The sequence below is a fragment of the Dyadobacter frigoris genome (assembly GCF_005280585.1).
Taxonomy (GTDB): Bacteria; Bacteroidota; Bacteroidia; order Cytophagales; family Spirosomataceae; genus Dyadobacter; species Dyadobacter frigoris.
This window is the reverse complement of sequence record NZ_SZVO01000006.1, coordinates 301,740-318,339: the sequence shown is the minus strand read 5'-3', so window position 1 is coordinate 318,339 and position 16,600 is coordinate 301,740. Positions and strand designations below refer to the sequence as shown.

Genomic DNA, 16,600 nt, shown 5'->3' with positions numbered 1-16,600 from the left:
ATTCAGGAAAATTGTGAGTGAAGAAAGAATTGGTCTAAGGATAAGGAGTGGGTTGCAAAGCAGAAATAATATTCAGGTATTATGAATTTTGGAAATATGATTTCTGAAATAATCTGATTGGACTAAGAGCACCCCAGCCAGAATAAATGGAATACTCAAAATCTGTCCCATATTAATAAGTAGCACGCTTTCGAAAGATTCCTGATCAATTTTGAAATATTCATCAATAAATCTGAAACTGAAAAGCAGAATCAGGAAAACTCCGAGGAGAAACCCATCGTGAATTTTATCGCCTTTTATTTTCCAGATTGAAAACATAAGTGTAAAAAGAAATAGACAGAAAATAGATTCATATAATTGTGCAGGATGTCTCGGAATAGTATCAACATTTGTAAAAATGAATGCCCATGGAACATTGGTTGGAATTCCGATCATTTCCGAGTTCATCAGGTTGCCAAATCTCACGAAAGCACCAACTAATGCAACAATAATCGTAATCCTGTCAAGTATCCAGATATAGCTTTCTTTATATTTTCTACAATAAAGATATATTGACAGAAAAATTCCTATTCCTCCTCCGTGGCTTGCAAGTCCGGATAATCCCGTAAATTCAAAATGAGGAGAAAGGCGAATTGGCAATATTTCGATGGGATGATGCCAATAATAGATTGGATCGTAGAAAAGAATATGGCCAAATCTGGCACCAAGTAGTGTACCAATGATCACATAGGTTGTCAGTATATCCAATTTTTCTGCCGGTTTCCCATTTTTTTTGTAAATGTAAAGCATGACCTGATATCCCAGCAATACTCCTGTTGCCCAGCATATACCATACCATTTTGGAATTGCGTGGCCAGAAAATACATTGGATCTCGCGCTCCAAAGTATGAAAGATAAGGAAGCACTCATTTACAAATAACAATTTTGACAAAAAATGATCAGAAAGGACAATATGCCAGCGTTTTGTAGAATACGCTTTGAAAAAAAGTTAAACGATTCTTTGTGATTGATTTCAATGATGTTAAATATGTCTTCCTTGCTGATTTCAACGGAAGTATTTGTTTTTTTTAACTGATTCCACGAAGATCGAAGATTATCTGAGTTCATTGTAAATACTTTTAAACGTTTCTTTAAGTTTTGTCCTGATACGATTCATTCTTGTGCTGATGTTGGTAGATGTGAGTTTGAGCGTTTCTGCAATTTCCTTATTACTATATCCTTCAAAATGCAGAATCATAATGGCTTTCTCAGTCGCTTCGAGCTTTCCAATCATAAATAATAATTGTTGGATGTCGTCATTTAAATGAATGTTATCGTCGGAATTATTTTCCGGATAATTATCCGAAAGTGATTCAGTAATAGCAGTTTTCTTGTCATGTTTTACTTTTGTCAGAATCGTATTCAATGCAACTTTGTATATCCAGGTACTGATTTTGGATTCATTCCTGAACGTTGGCATAGATTTCCAAAGTTGTAAAATAATATCCTGTTTTGCGTCTTTTATATCTTCATTATCAATATAATAGATACGGCAGATGCTATTAATAATTCCCTGATGTTCCTGGATGACCTCTATGAAATAAGTTTTATTTACCGAATCCATCGCTGCTTATTTATTTATAAGTCATTAGTATACATTGAGAGGGAAATGTCACGAAAGAGATCGTATTTTTTTAGAAGTTACTTTATTTTTCCGTCACCTCAAAGACAAATCCATCCGCACAATTTCAGTTACTTCTATACTCAGAAAACCAAATTCATCAATTACCTTCCCGTAAATTTTATAAACTCCTTTATTTGAGAAATTGTACTTTGCTGCTACTTGCGGAAAATGTACGGTATCAATAAACTGCCCTTCCTGATCCAGAAATGTTCCAAACTGCATCCGCTCTCCTTTTGAGGTTCTCGTATTTTTCACAGCCACCAGATATCCGTATTGAATAATATCCTGATTGATATACTGGTGCAGATCTTTTGACATCACACTTTTTGACATTGGATTTTTGACAAGATCAAAAGGACTGCAAAGTGGAAATCCCAGTAATTCGATCTGGTCGTAGGCTTCGTCGGTTGGGGACGTTTCAAATTTTGGAAGATCAAATTCTTTGACTTCTACCTGAAATAATTGCTTTTGCGGGACTTTTTGGGGTGCTTTGTTTAGCCGGAAATGTGCTTTCCAAAGTAACGTCTTTTTATCAATTTTGGTAAAACGAAACGCGTCGATACGAATCAGGATTGTGATCTGTTCAATGGAAATGGCCACACGATCCAGGAAATTATTTAAAGAAGTAAAATCGCCTTCTGCTTCCCGGGCTTCTATAATTTTGATAATCGTTTTTTCTTCAATTTCATTTAAAGCTGACATACCCAGATAAATATCAGTTCCTTTAATAACAGCCTGCACATTGCTATGATTAACACAGGGTGCCAGCACATTTGCACCCATCATTCTGGCTTCATGGACATACAATTCCGGGCCATAAAAACCGCCGCCGTTATTCAAAACCGCCACCATAAATTCCAGTGGATAATAGGCTTTCAGGAAAAGTGTCTGATAACTTTCCACGGCATAGGATGCAGAATGGCCTTTTGCAAAAGCATAGCCTGCAAAACTGGCAATCTGCGCCCAGATTTGTCCGGTGACTATCGGGTCATATTTTTTGTTTTTACAGTTTTTGAAAAACTTGGCTTTTACAAATTCGAACTCATCACGTCCACGGAATTTTCCACTCATTCCACGCCGGATTACGTCTGCTTCTCCCAGCGTTAGGCCTGCAAAATAATGGGCAACTTTGATCACATCTTCCTGATAAACCATGATGCCATACGTTTCGGGCATAAGATCCAGTAAAATCGGATGTGCATCTTTGGCTCTGTCATGATCCTGATGCCGTAAAATATATTCCCGCATCATCCCGCTTTTGGCAACGCCGGGCCGAATGATGGAACTCGCAGCCACCAGGCCCAGGTAGTTATCAACTTCAAGCTTTTTCAAAAGCATACGCATCGCTGGCGATTCAACATAAAAACAGCCAATACATTGTGCTTGCTTGATCAGATTGTTAATTTTTGGATCAAGCTTGAATTGTTTTACATCGTCAATGTCTATTTCCGGCGCATCAGGGCGGTTATATTTGATGATTTCCAGCGTTTCCTTGATTTTGGCCAATCCGCGCTGACTAAGAATATCATATTTATTCAAACCAACATCTTCCGCAATCACCATGTCAAATTGTGTTGTCGGAAAACCTTTTGGCGGCAGATCCGTAGCAGAAAAGTAATTTATCGGACGCTCGGAAATCAATATACCGCCCGCGTGAATGCTCAAATGATTGGGCTGGTTATTTTCCTGGAAATATTGCGCATACTTGATCACCAGCCCTGAAAGTTGATCCAGTTTTTTGGGATCATATTTTCCATCGCTGAGTGCATCAATTTCATAGGTTGGCAAACCAAAAACTTTCCCCAATTCCCTCACAGCCGCACTATGTTGAAAAGTGCTGTAAGTGCCCAAAAGTGCTGCCTGACCTTTGGTGCCGAATTTTTTAAAGATATAATCAGTAATATCCTCGCGGTCTTTCCATGAAAAATCAATGTCAAAATCGGGAGGGTTTTTTCTATGTATGTTGATGAAGCGTTCAAAATATAAATCAAGTTCAATGGGGTCAACATTGGTTATTCCAAGCAAATAGGCCACAATACTATTAGCGCCACTGCCGCGGCCGACGTAGAAATAGCCCTTTTGTCTTGCATAACTTACAATGTCATGATTCACCAGAAAGAAAGGAATGAAATTCTGTTTCTGGATCATTTCCAGTTCCATCGATATGCGGTCAAAAATCTGATCGGTGATATTGTCGCCATACCGGTATCCAAGCGCATCGTAGCTTTTCTGACGCAGACGCTGGTAATCTTCTGCTTCGCTTTGAGTATATATTTTTAAATTTTGATGTTCCCTGTTTTCTCCGAAAGTGAAATGGATGTGACATTCGTCCATGAGTTTTTCGGTATTATGAATAATGGAATCGAAGTTTTTGAAATGATATTTCAGGATATTAGAAGGCAGTATTTGTTCCGTTTCTTCTCCTGTACCAAAGCCGGAAATTTTACTCAGTAAAGTATTTTCATCGATTGAACGTAAAAGACGATGTGCGCTGAAATCCTTTTTATGCCGGAAAGTGACAGGGTGTAAAATTACAAACTTATCCAGCCGATCACGTAAAGTAGAAAACTGAACGCGGTTTAAATCCTTGATCGAAATACCAATATATTCATTAGGACGAAATACTTCTTTTTTTGTTTTTAATAACTGTTCAAAAGGATATATAAAAAAGACGTTTTCCAGCATGGGTGCCTGATCCGGGAATTCCAGTTTTTGATGAGAATGTTTTGACAAATACTCATTCAGCTCCTGAAAACCTGTATTGTTTTTTGCCAATCCTACAAACTTCTGCTGTATCCCGTTTCTGAAATCAATGCCAACGATGGGTTTGATATCATATTTTTCTGCCAAACGTATGAAATTCAGACAGCCGGACGTATTGTTGATGTCCGTCAGCGCCATGGCATTATAATCGTTTTGTACACAAAGTTCCAGCAAATCCTTTTCGGGAATCATTCCATAACGCAGGCTGAAATAGGAGTGGCAGTTGAGTAACATGGGTTTTGGGAAATTAAACTTTATACTTACTTTTATTAATAATGAAATAGTTAAGTCGTCTTCATTTAGAACCTGATTATTATGTCACGTGACGCGTTAATAAAAGTTGCAATAGAGAATTTGTCGAAGCTTTCTGATCAAAAGATAAAAGAGGTAACGGATTTTGCGGAATTTCTTCTGAGTAAATCCGAGGACTCTATGTTAGTTGAAGGCATTCAGAAAATGGCTAGTGAATCAAAATCGTTTGACTTTTTAAATGATGAAGAGGATATTTATACCATAGCTGATCTAAAAGAAATTTATAAATGAAGAAAGGCGATATTGTTTTGATACCCTTTCCTTTTACAAATTTGAAGGATGTGAAAAACAGACCGGCGCTGATTTTAATTTCAACTGATCTTGACGTGACAGTAGCATTTATCACTACACAAATCAAATGGCGGGAACAAGATGATGTCATGGTCGAGCCTTCTATATTAAATGGTCTTAAAAAAGCTTCTTTAATTCGATTAAGTAAATTGACTACAATTGACAAGACATTGGTTATTGGAAAATTTGGAGCCTTAGAAGCGTCAGAATTAAAGCAAGTCAATGCGAGTTTGATCGAATTGTTTGATTTATAATTAATATCTTCCATCTTTTAAGCATTTCTATGCGCCGGAATAATCGGTGGTTCCCCGTTAAACGGATTTCCCATACTTGATATGTTGGCGATGCCTATTGTTGTACCCCAGCTCACTATCGCATTTCCCCGCTTGTCTGTACCATACCGGTTTCGTAAAAGGTCCATTGCCTGGTATAGATTCAGTTTTTCTTCCGAATCATCAAATAAATTGATCTGATAATTTCCTCCGGCCAGATCGCTGAATGTGACGCCCACAAGCCTTACCAGCATTCTTCTGTTGTATAACTGATCAAATAATTTTTCCACTTGTGGGATTAATAAATGATCGGCTGATGTGTACGGGATTTTGAGTTGTTTGGAAAAAGTATTGAAATCCGCGTATCGTATTTTAACCGAAATACAAGACGTCAGCTTCTCACCATTTCTAAGCTGATAAGCCAGGTTTTCAGCCATGGCTCTGATCATTTCACGCATTCTTGTAGTATCTCCTGTATCTTTTCCAAAAGTCCGTTCGTTGGAAATTGACTTCCGTTCATGAAAGGGAATGATTGGTGTATCGTCTCTTCCATTGGCACGGTTCCAAAGCACAACGCCATTTTTGCCCAGGACTTTACTCATCATTTCAACGGGCATTTCCTGGATTGTTCTTACATGTTTTATGCCAAGGTTATAAAGGATCTGATTGGTTTTATCGCCTACCATCGGAATTTTCTTAACCAGCATTGGCGCCAGAAATGTTTTTTCCGTTCCAAATTCAATCTTTCTTTCATTATCGGGTTTTGCCGTACCGGTGGCTACTTTTGAAACCAGTTTGTTAGAAGAAAGTCCAAAGGAAATGGGCAGGCCAGCTTCTTTTTTAATACGCATTCTCAGTTCCTGTGCCATTTTATAAGACGATCCGTAAAATTTGTTCATACCTGATAAATCAGCATAAAATTCATCAATACTTGCTTTTTCAAAAACCGGAACCGTTTCACGGATAATCTCAGTGACAACTTTTGAATGTTCAGAATAAACACCTCCTTCACCCCGTATGACAATAGCTTCCGGACAAAGATTTCTCGCCATCTTCATCGGCATACCCGAATGAACTCCATAGGGGCGTGTTTCATAACTACACGCAGCCACAACGCCGCGGTCACCAATCCCGCCAACGAGAATCGGTTTATTCTCTAAACGATTATCAATTTTACGTTCGACAGATACAAAAAATGTATCAAGATCCATATGTAGTATGGTTCGCTCCATGGTGGCTTGGAATTTTTACTTATCAATGGAATATTTCCAAATTTATGGAATATTTCCCGATATAACAATGGATTAATTCCAAAAAATTGTATCTTTGATATGATTACTCATTTAAGTACAAGTTTACCAGACATATGCCCATCGAAGAGGAAAGTAAGCGTTTCAAACAATTAAGGGAAGAGCTGAACCTGACGCAAGCTGCATTTGCCGAGCAATTGGGTATAAGTATGACAACGGCCGACATCGAAAGAGGACGGACGCGCATTCCCGGACAGGTTGTTAAAGAGCTTTTAAAGCAGCATAATATTAATCCGCTCTGGCTGTTTGGAGAAAGCGGACAGAAATATTTGCGGATAGGAGATGCTGCCATCAATCCAAAAGTGGTGACAGTGGATAATACAGGAGAAGAAAATATTGTAATGGTGAATGCAAAAGCAGCTGCCGGATATCCGTTGAATCTTGGAGACACGCGCTGGTTTGAAAGTCTGCCGGCATTCAGTATTCCGCTTCCCGAATATCGCAACGCAACTTTTCGGGGATTTCAGGTGGATGGGGATAGTATGATGCCGGTTTTGCAGTCGGATGAATGGATTGTGGGCAAAGCGGTGGAAGGTTGGGATGATGTGAAAAATAACCGGATGTATGTGATTGTGACGGCGGATAGTATCCTGGTAAAAAAAATACAGAAAAATGAAAAAAGTACATTTGTCAGTTTGATTTCACTAAATCCTGAATATGCTCCGGTTTCTGTTGACCGAAGTGAAGTAAGAGAATTGTGGCAGGTGAACAGTAAGCTGACATTTGATATGGAAACTAATGCTGCGAATATCAGTTTGCAGAATATTCATCAGGAAATGAAGGAATTGAAAGAGGAGGTGAGGAAGCTGGCCAGGTGAAATTTTCGGCAGCAATGAAATGGCATGTTTCCACAATTAAATATTGAATTGAAATTTGTTTTATCCAATGTTATATTAAAATTTAATGGCTAGATTATTTCCCCACATGCATCTTCAAAACTTTTTTAGTGATGAATTGAATGCAGAGATATTGGCTTATGCAGTTGACAAACAATTGGATTTTAAGCCATCAGTTGTTTATAGTAAAGGCACTCAGCATGTGTCTGATTCGCGTATTTCTTTAACACTTCATGATTGCGGTATTTATAAAAATATTATTCAGGAGGGTATCAGCAAGTTAATTCCGGAAATGATTACGGCTTTAAAATTATCCAGATTTAATATTGGAGAAATAGAAGTACAGTTTGCCGCGCATGGCGACGGAGCTCTTTTTACAGCCCACATTGATACGGCGGTGCACGAAAAAACCGAAAATCCAAGGGTGATAAGTGCAGTGTATTATCTGCATAGTATTCCCAGGAAATTTGAAGGAGGAAATTTAAGGCTTCATACGATACCAATCGGGGAGGAAGATGAAAAGCCCAAAGATATCTCACCGGATAACAATTCTTTACTTGTGTTTCCTTCCTTTGCGCCTCATGAAGTGCTGCCGGTAATTGCACCTGGAGTGGATTTTAAAGACTGGCGTTTTGCGGTTAATTGCTGGATTCATAAGGCTTGATTAATATTTGCGATAATTATCACATAGTTGAATAAAAATAAAGGCATAATTAGAGGACGTTGTCACAACTAATTATGCCTTTATTTTGGGGAGTGTAACTTCTTAGAACTGGAAGCTCATACGTGCGTAATAGTATGCACCCTGATATCCCATCTGATAATTGTCGTAAGCAAAACGGCCAGAATCTGTCAAGTCGGTACGTGTTTTTGTTGGATATGTATTTGTAACATTATCCCCGCCAATTGAAACACGAAGTGCTTTCAAAACCTGGTAACTAACACTCAAATCCATTGTTGCACGAGCTCCCAAAGTATAATCTGCATAAGGAGAAGTGATATCGTCGGTTTCATGATAGTTACTGTAATAATTCACACCGCCATAATAAACACCACGGATCATCGCAGACAAAGGTCCTTTTGTATAAACGATAGAAGCAATGTATTTCTGACGTGGATTCCCTCTTTCAAAACTTCCGCGAGAACTACGGTTAAGGTAGATATCAGAAAGATATTGGGCGCGCAAAGTCGGATCTGTTGGCAAAGTATTATTTGCGCCAATATTTAGAGAAGCAGGATAAACTTTCGTGAATGCAACAGTATTCCAGTTTGCAGCAAGAGAGAAAGTCATTTGGCCGCCTCTTCCTACAACCGTACGGTAATTAGCTACAAGGTCAATCCCTTTTGTTTCAACGTCCGCAGCGTTGGTAAAGAATTGAGCGATACCGTCAGCAGTAATAATGTTACTGAAATTGCCACCGATTACGCTACCACCAAAACCACCAGTCTGGATGATCTTGTCTTTGATATGGATGTAATAAGCATCCGCAGTTACTTCAAGACCGGTGATTAATTGAGAAGTAAGACCGAAACTGATGTTTGTCGAACGTTCCTGTTTCAATTTTGGAATACCAAGTGCTTTTGCAGCTGTACTGTTGTTTGTGAAATATCCCTGATCAAAAGGAACGCCACCCGGTGTGAAACCAGTTGAAGTTTGTGCATAATACAATTCCTGAAGACTTGGTGCACGGAAACCAGTGCTGATAGAACCACGAACGGCAAACATATCCGGAACGATCGAATAACGTGTTGCGAATTTACCGGTCAAAACACCACCGAAATCACTGTAATGCTCGTAACGTGCTGCACCTTCAACCATGAATCGTTTTGTTACGTCGACTTCAACATCCACATAACCTGCCATTACAGAACGGAAAGCGTTTGTTTCCTGCTCAGGAGCAAATCCGCGGAAACACTGACAGTTTGGAGAATATCCTTTGATGTCCACTTTGTCGCCTTTGTAAGGAAGGATCAAATCAACATAAACCGTAGAATCTGCACCGGTTATTGTTTTGATCGTTTGTTCAGATTTTACATCCTTGTTTACATTTTTTGTGTAGTTGTAGTTATCAGAAGGAGCTGTGAAAGTACCATAATCCCCTTTGGTATACGATTCTTTCTGACCTGCTTTGATTTGATAATTTTCTATACGCATTTCAGCTCCGAAGGCTACGTTGACACTTTTAAGCGCGCCGTTTCCTGGATTTTCAAACAACTTGGTTAAGCCAAGATTGGTTGTATTCTGGATGAAATTGTTGTCTCCAAGACGCATCGTTGTCGGTGTCGAAGGTCCGTAAGATGCGTTCATCGTATTGACCATACCAAAACCAAACTTGCTGTTTCCGAATGAATTACTGAAATCTACATCAAAAATCCCTGCTTTTCCTTTAACACCCATCGTTAAAGATCTGTCAGAAATGTTGGAAGTCAGCTGAGGCAAAAATCCATTTGGATAAAGGTCATTTAAGAAACGATCCTGCTGACGAGGGAAACGATAGTAGCAGCCGCTCAATGTATTTCGGTAATTAAGTCCACCGAAAGCGTAGAATTCATTTCCTTTCATTGGCCCTAACGGGATAGCCATGTTCATGAAAATAGTCCCGTTTTCTACTTTACTCAAACCGTTGATCATCTCAAAATCCTTCTTTTTCAATCCACGGGCGTCTTGCAATCCCTGATCTGTTTTAAGTGATGCGTTGTCTGGACTTGCAATCAGTTCCGGGTTTGTAATAATCGTCTGTCCGTACTCATCTTTTCTTGTGTTGTTCAAATAGCTGTCATCAAAAACGGCTCCGCTGTATCCGCCTTTTGGCACACGGCTCGTTTTTCCCTGCTGACTTAATTCAAAAGTAAGGTTGATAAAACCCCCCTTATCGCCCAAAGCAAAACCGTAGTTGCCCATGAATTGCTGTAACTTTCCATCGGTACCAAATTTGTCGATATCTTTATTTTTGGCCAAACCTGCGTTTGCATAAAAACCAGTATTGTACATACCAGTAAAAACACCTACGCTTTTTTTCAATTCCATGTTCACAACACCAGCGATGGCATCAGAACCATACTGTGCTGCTGCACCGTCACGAAGAATTTCAACTTTTTCAACAGCTGCCAAAGGAATTGTCCGCATATCAACGGTTGTCGACGGACCGGAATTATTTGCTACCAAAAGCAATGAAGACGAATGACGGCGTTTTCCGTTCAATAAAACTAATGTCTGGTTAGGGGGTTGGTTTCGCAGCTGCACGGCATCTACGTGAGAAGCAAGGTCTCCTCCTGGTATTTTGAGTGAGTTAAATGACGGTGCTACTTGCTTTAAAAGCTGCCCTAATTCCGTCTGAGGCATGTTTTGAGATATTTTCGCAACTGAAATTACATCCACAGGCGCTGGAGTATCCAGTTTGGTACGGGATGAATTCCGTGAACCGATTACGACAAGTTCAGAAAATTGTTTGGTATCACTTTCAAGAGATACATCAATTGTGCCGGAAGAACCAACTGTTTTTTCTTGTGTTGCAAAACCAACGAAAGAAAAAGATAATACTGCTTTTTCGCCTGGTACTGCCAATTTGTACGTCCCGTCGGCCCCTGTTATTGCTCCAACATTAGTACCTTTTACAACAATACTAACGCCTGGGAGCCCGGCTCCGTCCTCAGTTGCAATAACTCGTCCGGAAATTGTTTTTTGCTGAGCAAATAATAGGTTGGTCAGTAAGGTGCAAATGACTACAAGTATTACAAACCTGACACTAAATGGTAATGATTTCGTCATGATGTTCGATAAGTTAGTGAATTGGAGTTCCGATAAAAACAACATTCAGAGCCTGGATTATGCTATCAATAGTCTGAAAGAGAAGACTAAGCGCATAGTATTCCCAAGGGTCGTAAATGCTGTAACGACCGTTTTGCCTAATAAATAATCTAGAGTTTCCTAAATTAGAATGCTGCTGTTAATCCTGATCAAATAGCTGTAAAAGTCAATACGATTGAAGCCCGCACGCGTGAATGTCTGACAGATACAGTTAAAACTTACTCTTTAAAAGTGGTTTAGATCCCTGGAAGGAATTGTTTGAATTTTCAAATCAATTGAATAAGCCTGAGGGCAAACTTATTCTGAAAAATGACACTAAGTTTTACAGGATAATGATGTGTGTCTGATAAAGAACGACGATGAACATCTTCATTATTTGAGAAGCGTTGCGTTCTTTAAACTTATAAAATTCATATTCTTCAGGTGCGGCCGGTAGATATATGAATATAAATTTCGTTTTGTTTTTTCTGCATTGACAATGTAAATGTATTGCTGTATTTGTAAAATACAAAATAAAATAACTTAATATTTTTTAAAGTCCATATTAAAGCATGATTTGCTTATTGATTAGGGCTTTTGAAAAATTATTTTATCGGGTGTAGAAAAGTACAAGTGATAGTTTTGTAAAGAATGGTTCAATTTAATATTTCAATAGTACAAATGGTTATTTGTTTGAAAGGCAAATTGAGGAAAAATAGAATTTTGAAAAGAAGAAATAAAAAATAAAGTCACCAATTGGTGACTTTTAGTATATTTTTAAAAGAGATTATTTTATACCTCTTCGGCTAGCAACTGTTTTTCATACAATTCCTTATACGCGCCGTTTTTTGCCATAAGGTTCGTATGCGTGCCTTGTTCAACAATCCGGCCTTCATGAAGCACTACAATTTTATCGGCAAGTTTTGCAGAAGAAACCCGGTGGGAAATAATCACGGAAGTCCGCTGGTCCATGATACGTTTTAAGTTATTCAGAATAATATTTTCTGTGTTCGTATCAACCGCAGAAAGGCAATCATCCAATATCAGTATTTTAGGATCACGGGCGATAGCGCGGGCAATGGAAAGACGCTGTTTTTGTCCACCGGATAATGTAATTCCCCTTTCTCCCAATCGCGTATCAAATCCTTGCGGAAAACTCAGAATGTTCTGGTACAGATCTGCATCTTTCACGGCCTGTTCAATGCGGTCGTGTGGCATATTTTTTGTTCCAAAGCGCACATTGTTTTCAATAGAATCGGAGAAAAGAAAAACATCCTGCGGAACATAACCCAACTGACGGCGGAAAGCATGAACATCGTAATCTTTAAGCGGGATATTATCGATCAGGATTTCACCTTCCGTCGGATCGTAAAGGCGGCATAATAAATGTGCTAACGTACTTTTTCCAGAACCGGTTGTTCCAAGAATCGCAACGCTTTCACCATGTTTTATTTCCAGATCAAAGTTTTCAATCGCCTGAATTCCGGAATCCGGATATTTAAATCCTACGTTTTTGAAAGTGATAATTCCGTCAAGTTCTTTCTTGATATTCTTGTCAGAAACAAGCGTGTTTTTTTCGTTCAAAAATTCATTGATACGTGTTTGAGAAGAAGCTGCGCGTTGGATCTGGCTCGTTGTCCAGCCAAGCGCCATAACCGGCCACGTCAATATGTTAACGTAAAGGATAAATTCTGTAATATTCCCCGGCGTCAGATTGCCATTCATAATTTCTTTTCCGCCGACGTAAATAATCAAAATATTACTGATACCGATAAGCAGGACAATTATCGGGTAGAAGATTGCGTCAACTTTTGCCAAACCGAGTGATTTATTCTTGAAATCTTCGGCCTCAGTCTGAAAATTGGTAAAAGAATGTTTTTCCTGAACAAAAGATTTAATCACCCTGATTCCTGAAAACGCTTCCTGAACATAAGTTGAAAGCGCTGAAAGCTGTTTCTGGATTTCCTGCGATCGTTTCATCATGATATTGTTCACCACATAAATGCTGATGGAAAGCAGCGGCAGCGGTATCAAAACATAAACTGTAAGTTTGGTACTAACGGTCAGCATATAAGAAATAACCAGGACAAAAAGCACGATCAGATTGACGCCATACATTAAAGATGGGCCAACATACATTCTGACATTGCTCACATCTTCGGAAATTCGCGCCATTAAATCACCGGTATTATGATTTCTGAAAAAGCTTGTCGGTAAAGTCTGGTAATGATTATAAACATCATTTTTCAATTCATACTCAATATGACGTGACATCACAATGATCGTTTGGCGAACCAGAAAAAGAAAAATTCCTTTCAAAAGTGCCATTGCCAAAATGAGCAGACCATATAACAAAATCGTGAAAGCGAAAGTGTCGTACATTTCACTTTGCAGCTTGGAACCTGCAAATAAATAATACACATCCAAGGTTTCGCTGACCAAATCGAGTGCATAGCGAACCAATTGTGCGGGAATAATTCCGAAAAGATTAGAAATAATGGTAAAAATTGTTCCTAAAATAAGATACCATTTATATTTCAAGAAGTACTTATTGAGGTACTTAAGTGCTTTCACGTGTTAATAGAGTTGATTTTGTATTTGCGTTAATTTTCAGTGATTTATTTGGCCGTTATCCATTTCACACTTAATCGATTATCCGCTTTGAAGTAAATACTTAAATTGATAAATCCCGGTTTTTCCAAACCAGAAGATTTTTGAACCGATTTACGGGTGCTTCAATACCAACATTCAAATGTTTTAAAACGTTGCAAATGTAAAACCATCGCCACGATTTTTCCATTTCTAAACAAAATAGTCTAATTTTGCGGTCAATTTTAAATATTAACGCGGGGGATTGATAAAATAAAAACCTTGCTGAAAACGCAGACCCGTTCTTTGGTTTACTGTACCTTTTACCCAATTAGTATTCCGGCTTATGCTGAATAGAAGATTATTACGAACAAAAGCTGTTCAGGCTCTTTACGCACGCAAATTAACTGCTGATGCCAATCGTTTACTTGCTTTGGATCAGATTGAAGAAGCGTTTGCGCCTGATTTGAATTCCATGGAATTTCAGGACAAGCAAAAATTGACGAACAACAAACATTTGGCAGGAGCAGCGCTGGACGAACTTATCAAAACCGGTGAATTAAAACCGAATGATGACGTTTCTGCTGACGTGGCAAAATTTGCAGGCAGTGCATATCAGGCCTACAAAAGACAGACTGTGGCGGATGGAGAGAAAATGGTTCGCCGGGTACTGAATGAAACGGAATCAATCTACGTAGATTTTATTCGCGTTTTGTCCATGTTACTTGAACTTTCATATCAGTCAAAACTTGATCGTGAGCGGAAATATGATGATCCGGAAGCTCCTTTTTCCAAAAATGGCGGATTAAATACAAATCGTGTTATCATCGTTTTGCAGGAAGATAAAACGCTTGAAGAGGAAATAATCAGAAATGGTATCAGCTGGAGTAATGATATGAACATGATACGCAAAACGTATCGTGAGGCATTACGTAAGGATGCGACTTATGAGGAATATTGTAATAAAGTTGAACATACGCCGGAAGAAGACCAACAGCTTGTACAATATATATTGCGTCAGGTAATTCTGAAACACGAAATTCCGCTGGAATTTCTTGAACAACGTGATTTATATTGGGTTGATCATAGTGAATTGATTCGTGGTTTGGCGATCAAAACTTTGAAATCTGCCGACACTGCGGAAACTTTCACTTTGGCACCTTTGACAAAAGATTGGGAAGAAGATCGTTTCTTTGTTGAGGAATTGTATCGGTATGTAATTGAAGAAAATGATCAGTACGATCTTTATCTTGACGAACAACTGAAAAACTGGGAACTTGATCGTATTGCTCTGGTCGATATGATTATCCTGAAAACAGCCTTGGCTGAGTTAATCCATTTTCCGGGAATTCCTGTAAAAGTGACGATCAATGAATTTATTGAGATCGCAAAAAGGTATAGTACTCCCAAAAGTGGTAAGTTTGTGAATGGTGTACTTGATGTACTTTCTGTTAAATTAGCAGCACAGGGTATCATCAGAAAAAGTGGCCGTGGATTGATAGATAATAAATAGGCATAGAAGTTTTAGGTTAATTAATTTAAAAGTTAATCATCAACAGTTGCGGCTAACCGCTAAAATTATAAAGCCATGAGTAAATCGAGCCGTAGTTTAATTGCATTTTTGACAGGATGTGCAACAGGAGCAGCTTTGGGAATTCTCTATGCTCCTGATAAAGGGAATGTACTTCGTACTCAGTTGACGTATCGTTTGTCAAAATACCGTGAAAAGTTGCAGGACGTGATCGAAGATCTGATTGATAAGAAAAATCAGCCTGACAGCTACGCAAGAGCAGAAGGTGAGCGTGTTGTGAATGATGCACGTGAAAAAGCTGAGAAATTGCTGGAAGATGTAGACCGTCTGATGGCACAAATAAAAAGTCAGACAACCTGATTTAAACTTAACGTATGAAAAAACTTGCTGCATTCGTAATTCTTTCGGGGATTGCATTAATGCTTGTAAATTGTTCAGGTTCTGAAAGCAAAAAAGATTCAAAAACGGGAGATATCAAACTTCCCGTTTTTACTTTGACTGACAGTTCCTCTTTTGATTTTGGTACAATTCAGGAAGGAGAAGTGGTGGAACATACGTTTCATTTCAAAAATGATGGTCCTTATCCATTGATCCTGAATAATATTACGTCGTCGTGTGGATGTACAACCCCGGAATGGCCTCGTGAACCGATTGCTCCGAGTGCTGTATCCAGCATCAAAGTTCGTTTTAACAGCAAAGGCAAATCCGGTCCGCAGGTAAAAACGGTTACAGTTTATGCCAATACCGATCCGGCCTATTCCGAATTACGTTTGAGAGGAATTGTCAATGCAGCGCCTAAGGCAGAAGCGGCAAAATAGCCGGGGAGATGTTTCCCGATAGTGAATTAAAAAAAGATCTCGTTTAACTATCTTAATAACCCTAATACAAGAATGAAACTTTCTATTTTATTACAAGCAGCAGGTGGCTCACAAGCCATGATTTATCAGGTGGTGATGTGGGTTGGGATTATCGGGGTATTTTATTTCTTCATGATCCGCCCTCAGCAAAAGAAACAAAAGGATCTTAAGACACTTTTGAGCGCTATCAAAAAAGGTGATCAGGTTGTTACAATTGGTGGAATTCATGCAAGAGTTTACGCAGTTGAGGAAACTTTGGTAACGCTTGAATTGGATAAAGGCGTAAAACTTACTGTTGACAAATCGGCAATTGCCCGTACAGTTGCAGAATAATATATAACAGAAGAACGTTATTTATTTGATATAATATTTTGAGTGGTGTCAGGGGT

Annotated in this window: 14 protein-coding genes; 8 read left to right on the top strand and 6 right to left on the bottom strand. The window is 38.7% G+C overall.

All coding sequences use genetic code 11. The features are described 5' to 3' along the window. Positions 1–72: 72 nt before the first annotated feature. The 3 genes from lgt to FDK13_RS14810 all read right to left on the bottom strand — a co-directional run bounded on the left by lgt (position 73) and on the right by FDK13_RS14810 (position 4,660). A complete protein-coding gene (gene lgt, locus FDK13_RS14820) occupies positions 73–909 on the bottom strand; it encodes a prolipoprotein diacylglyceryl transferase (RefSeq protein ID WP_137340782.1) in 837 nt (278 codons plus the stop codon). A 184-nt stretch (positions 910–1,093) separates the two neighbouring features. After that, a complete protein-coding gene (locus FDK13_RS14815) occupies positions 1,094–1,603 on the bottom strand; it encodes an RNA polymerase sigma factor (protein ID WP_137340781.1) in 510 nt (169 codons plus the stop codon). Positions 1,604–1,696: 93 nt separating this feature from the next. After that, positions 1,697–4,660, bottom strand: a complete 2,964-nt coding sequence (locus tag FDK13_RS14810) for a DNA polymerase III subunit alpha (RefSeq protein WP_137340780.1) — start codon at positions 4,658–4,660, stop codon at positions 1,697–1,699. A gap of 81 nt (positions 4,661–4,741) precedes the next feature. Here FDK13_RS14810 and FDK13_RS14805 point away from each other — a divergent pair, with 81 nt between their 5' ends. Both FDK13_RS14805 and FDK13_RS14800 read left to right on the top strand, forming a co-directional pair. Further along, positions 4,742–4,969 (top strand): DUF2281 domain-containing protein, encoded by a 228-nt coding sequence (locus FDK13_RS14805; RefSeq protein WP_137340779.1) that lies wholly within the window; start codon positions 4,742–4,744, stop codon positions 4,967–4,969. After that, positions 4,966–5,283, top strand: coding sequence for a type II toxin-antitoxin system PemK/MazF family toxin (locus FDK13_RS14800; protein ID WP_137340778.1), 318 nt, complete (start codon positions 4,966–4,968; stop codon positions 5,281–5,283). Before FDK13_RS14805 ends, FDK13_RS14800 begins: the two co-directional genes overlap by 4 nt. A 17-nt stretch (positions 5,284–5,300) precedes the next feature. Here FDK13_RS14800 and dinB read toward each other — a convergent pair whose 3' ends face one another. Then, positions 5,301–6,533: a DNA polymerase IV gene (dinB, locus tag FDK13_RS14795; protein ID WP_137340777.1), complete on the bottom strand. Its 1,233-nt coding sequence runs from the start codon at positions 6,531–6,533 to the stop codon at positions 5,301–5,303. Positions 6,534–6,667: 134 nt separating this feature from the next. On the opposite strand from dinB, the gene FDK13_RS14790 reads away from it, so the two are divergent. Both FDK13_RS14790 and FDK13_RS14785 read left to right on the top strand, forming a co-directional pair. Further along, positions 6,668–7,429 carry a LexA family transcriptional regulator gene (locus FDK13_RS14790; RefSeq protein WP_137340776.1) on the top strand — a complete coding sequence of 254 codons (762 nt, stop codon included), beginning with the start codon at positions 6,668–6,670 and terminating at the stop codon, positions 7,427–7,429. A gap of 85 nt (positions 7,430–7,514) precedes the next feature. Beyond that, on the top strand, positions 7,515–8,111 hold the full coding sequence (locus FDK13_RS14785) for a 2OG-Fe(II) oxygenase (protein WP_137340775.1): 597 nt from the start codon (positions 7,515–7,517) through the stop codon (positions 8,109–8,111). Positions 8,112–8,213: 102 nt separating this feature from the next. Here the strand turns inward: FDK13_RS14785 and FDK13_RS14780 are convergent, their stop codons facing one another. Further along, on the bottom strand, positions 8,214–11,216 hold the full coding sequence (locus FDK13_RS14780; RefSeq protein ID WP_170982807.1) for a TonB-dependent receptor: 3,003 nt from the start codon (positions 11,214–11,216) through the stop codon (positions 8,214–8,216). Between the two features lie 810 nt (positions 11,217–12,026). Next, a complete protein-coding gene (locus FDK13_RS14775) occupies positions 12,027–13,808 on the bottom strand; it encodes an ABC transporter ATP-binding protein (RefSeq protein WP_137340773.1) in 1,782 nt (593 codons plus the stop codon). A gap of 361 nt (positions 13,809–14,169) precedes the next feature. On the opposite strand from FDK13_RS14775, the gene nusB reads away from it, so the two are divergent. The 4 genes from nusB to yajC all read left to right on the top strand — a co-directional run bounded on the left by nusB (position 14,170) and on the right by yajC (position 16,544). Next, entirely contained in the window at positions 14,170–15,336 is a 1,167-nt protein-coding gene (nusB, locus tag FDK13_RS14770; RefSeq protein ID WP_137340772.1) for a transcription antitermination factor NusB, read from the top strand. A gap of 75 nt (positions 15,337–15,411) precedes the next feature. Then, positions 15,412–15,714, top strand: a complete 303-nt coding sequence (locus FDK13_RS14765) for a YtxH domain-containing protein (RefSeq protein ID WP_137340771.1) — start codon at positions 15,412–15,414, stop codon at positions 15,712–15,714. A 14-nt stretch (positions 15,715–15,728) separates the two neighbouring features. Further along, on the top strand, positions 15,729–16,172 hold the full coding sequence (locus tag FDK13_RS14760; protein ID WP_137340770.1) for a DUF1573 domain-containing protein: 444 nt from the start codon (positions 15,729–15,731) through the stop codon (positions 16,170–16,172). A 72-nt stretch (positions 16,173–16,244) separates the two neighbouring features. After that, the gene (gene yajC / locus FDK13_RS14755; protein WP_137340769.1) at positions 16,245–16,544 is read left to right on the top strand and encodes a preprotein translocase subunit YajC; all 300 of its coding nucleotides are present in this window, start codon (positions 16,245–16,247) and stop codon (positions 16,542–16,544) included. Positions 16,545–16,600 lie beyond the last annotated feature (56 nt).

Coding starts and splice junctions, on each gene's coding strand:
- nusB (WP_137340772.1), top strand. CDS start 14,170: ATGCTGAATAGAAGATTATTACGAACAAAAGCTGTTCAGGCTCTTTAC.
- FDK13_RS14790 (WP_137340776.1), top strand. CDS start 6,668: ATGCCCATCGAAGAGGAAAGTAAGCGTTTCAAACAATTAAGGGAAGAG.
- FDK13_RS14810 (WP_137340780.1), bottom strand. CDS start 4,660: ATGTTACTCAACTGCCACTCCTATTTCAGCCTGCGTTATGGAATGATT.
- FDK13_RS14765 (WP_137340771.1), top strand. CDS start 15,412: ATGAGTAAATCGAGCCGTAGTTTAATTGCATTTTTGACAGGATGTGCA.
- FDK13_RS14815 (WP_137340781.1), bottom strand. CDS start 1,603: ATGGATTCGGTAAATAAAACTTATTTCATAGAGGTCATCCAGGAACAT.
- FDK13_RS14760 (WP_137340770.1), top strand. CDS start 15,729: ATGAAAAAACTTGCTGCATTCGTAATTCTTTCGGGGATTGCATTAATG.
- FDK13_RS14780 (WP_170982807.1), bottom strand. CDS start 11,216: ATGACGAAATCATTACCATTTAGTGTCAGGTTTGTAATACTTGTAGTC.
- FDK13_RS14785 (WP_137340775.1), top strand. CDS start 7,515: ATGGCTAGATTATTTCCCCACATGCATCTTCAAAACTTTTTTAGTGAT.
- dinB (WP_137340777.1), bottom strand. CDS start 6,533: ATGGAGCGAACCATACTACATATGGATCTTGATACATTTTTTGTATCT.
- lgt (WP_137340782.1), bottom strand. CDS start 909: ATGAGTGCTTCCTTATCTTTCATACTTTGGAGCGCGAGATCCAATGTA.
- yajC (WP_137340769.1), top strand. CDS start 16,245: ATGAAACTTTCTATTTTATTACAAGCAGCAGGTGGCTCACAAGCCATG.
- FDK13_RS14805 (WP_137340779.1), top strand. CDS start 4,742: ATGTCACGTGACGCGTTAATAAAAGTTGCAATAGAGAATTTGTCGAAG.
- FDK13_RS14800 (WP_137340778.1), top strand. CDS start 4,966: ATGAAGAAAGGCGATATTGTTTTGATACCCTTTCCTTTTACAAATTTG.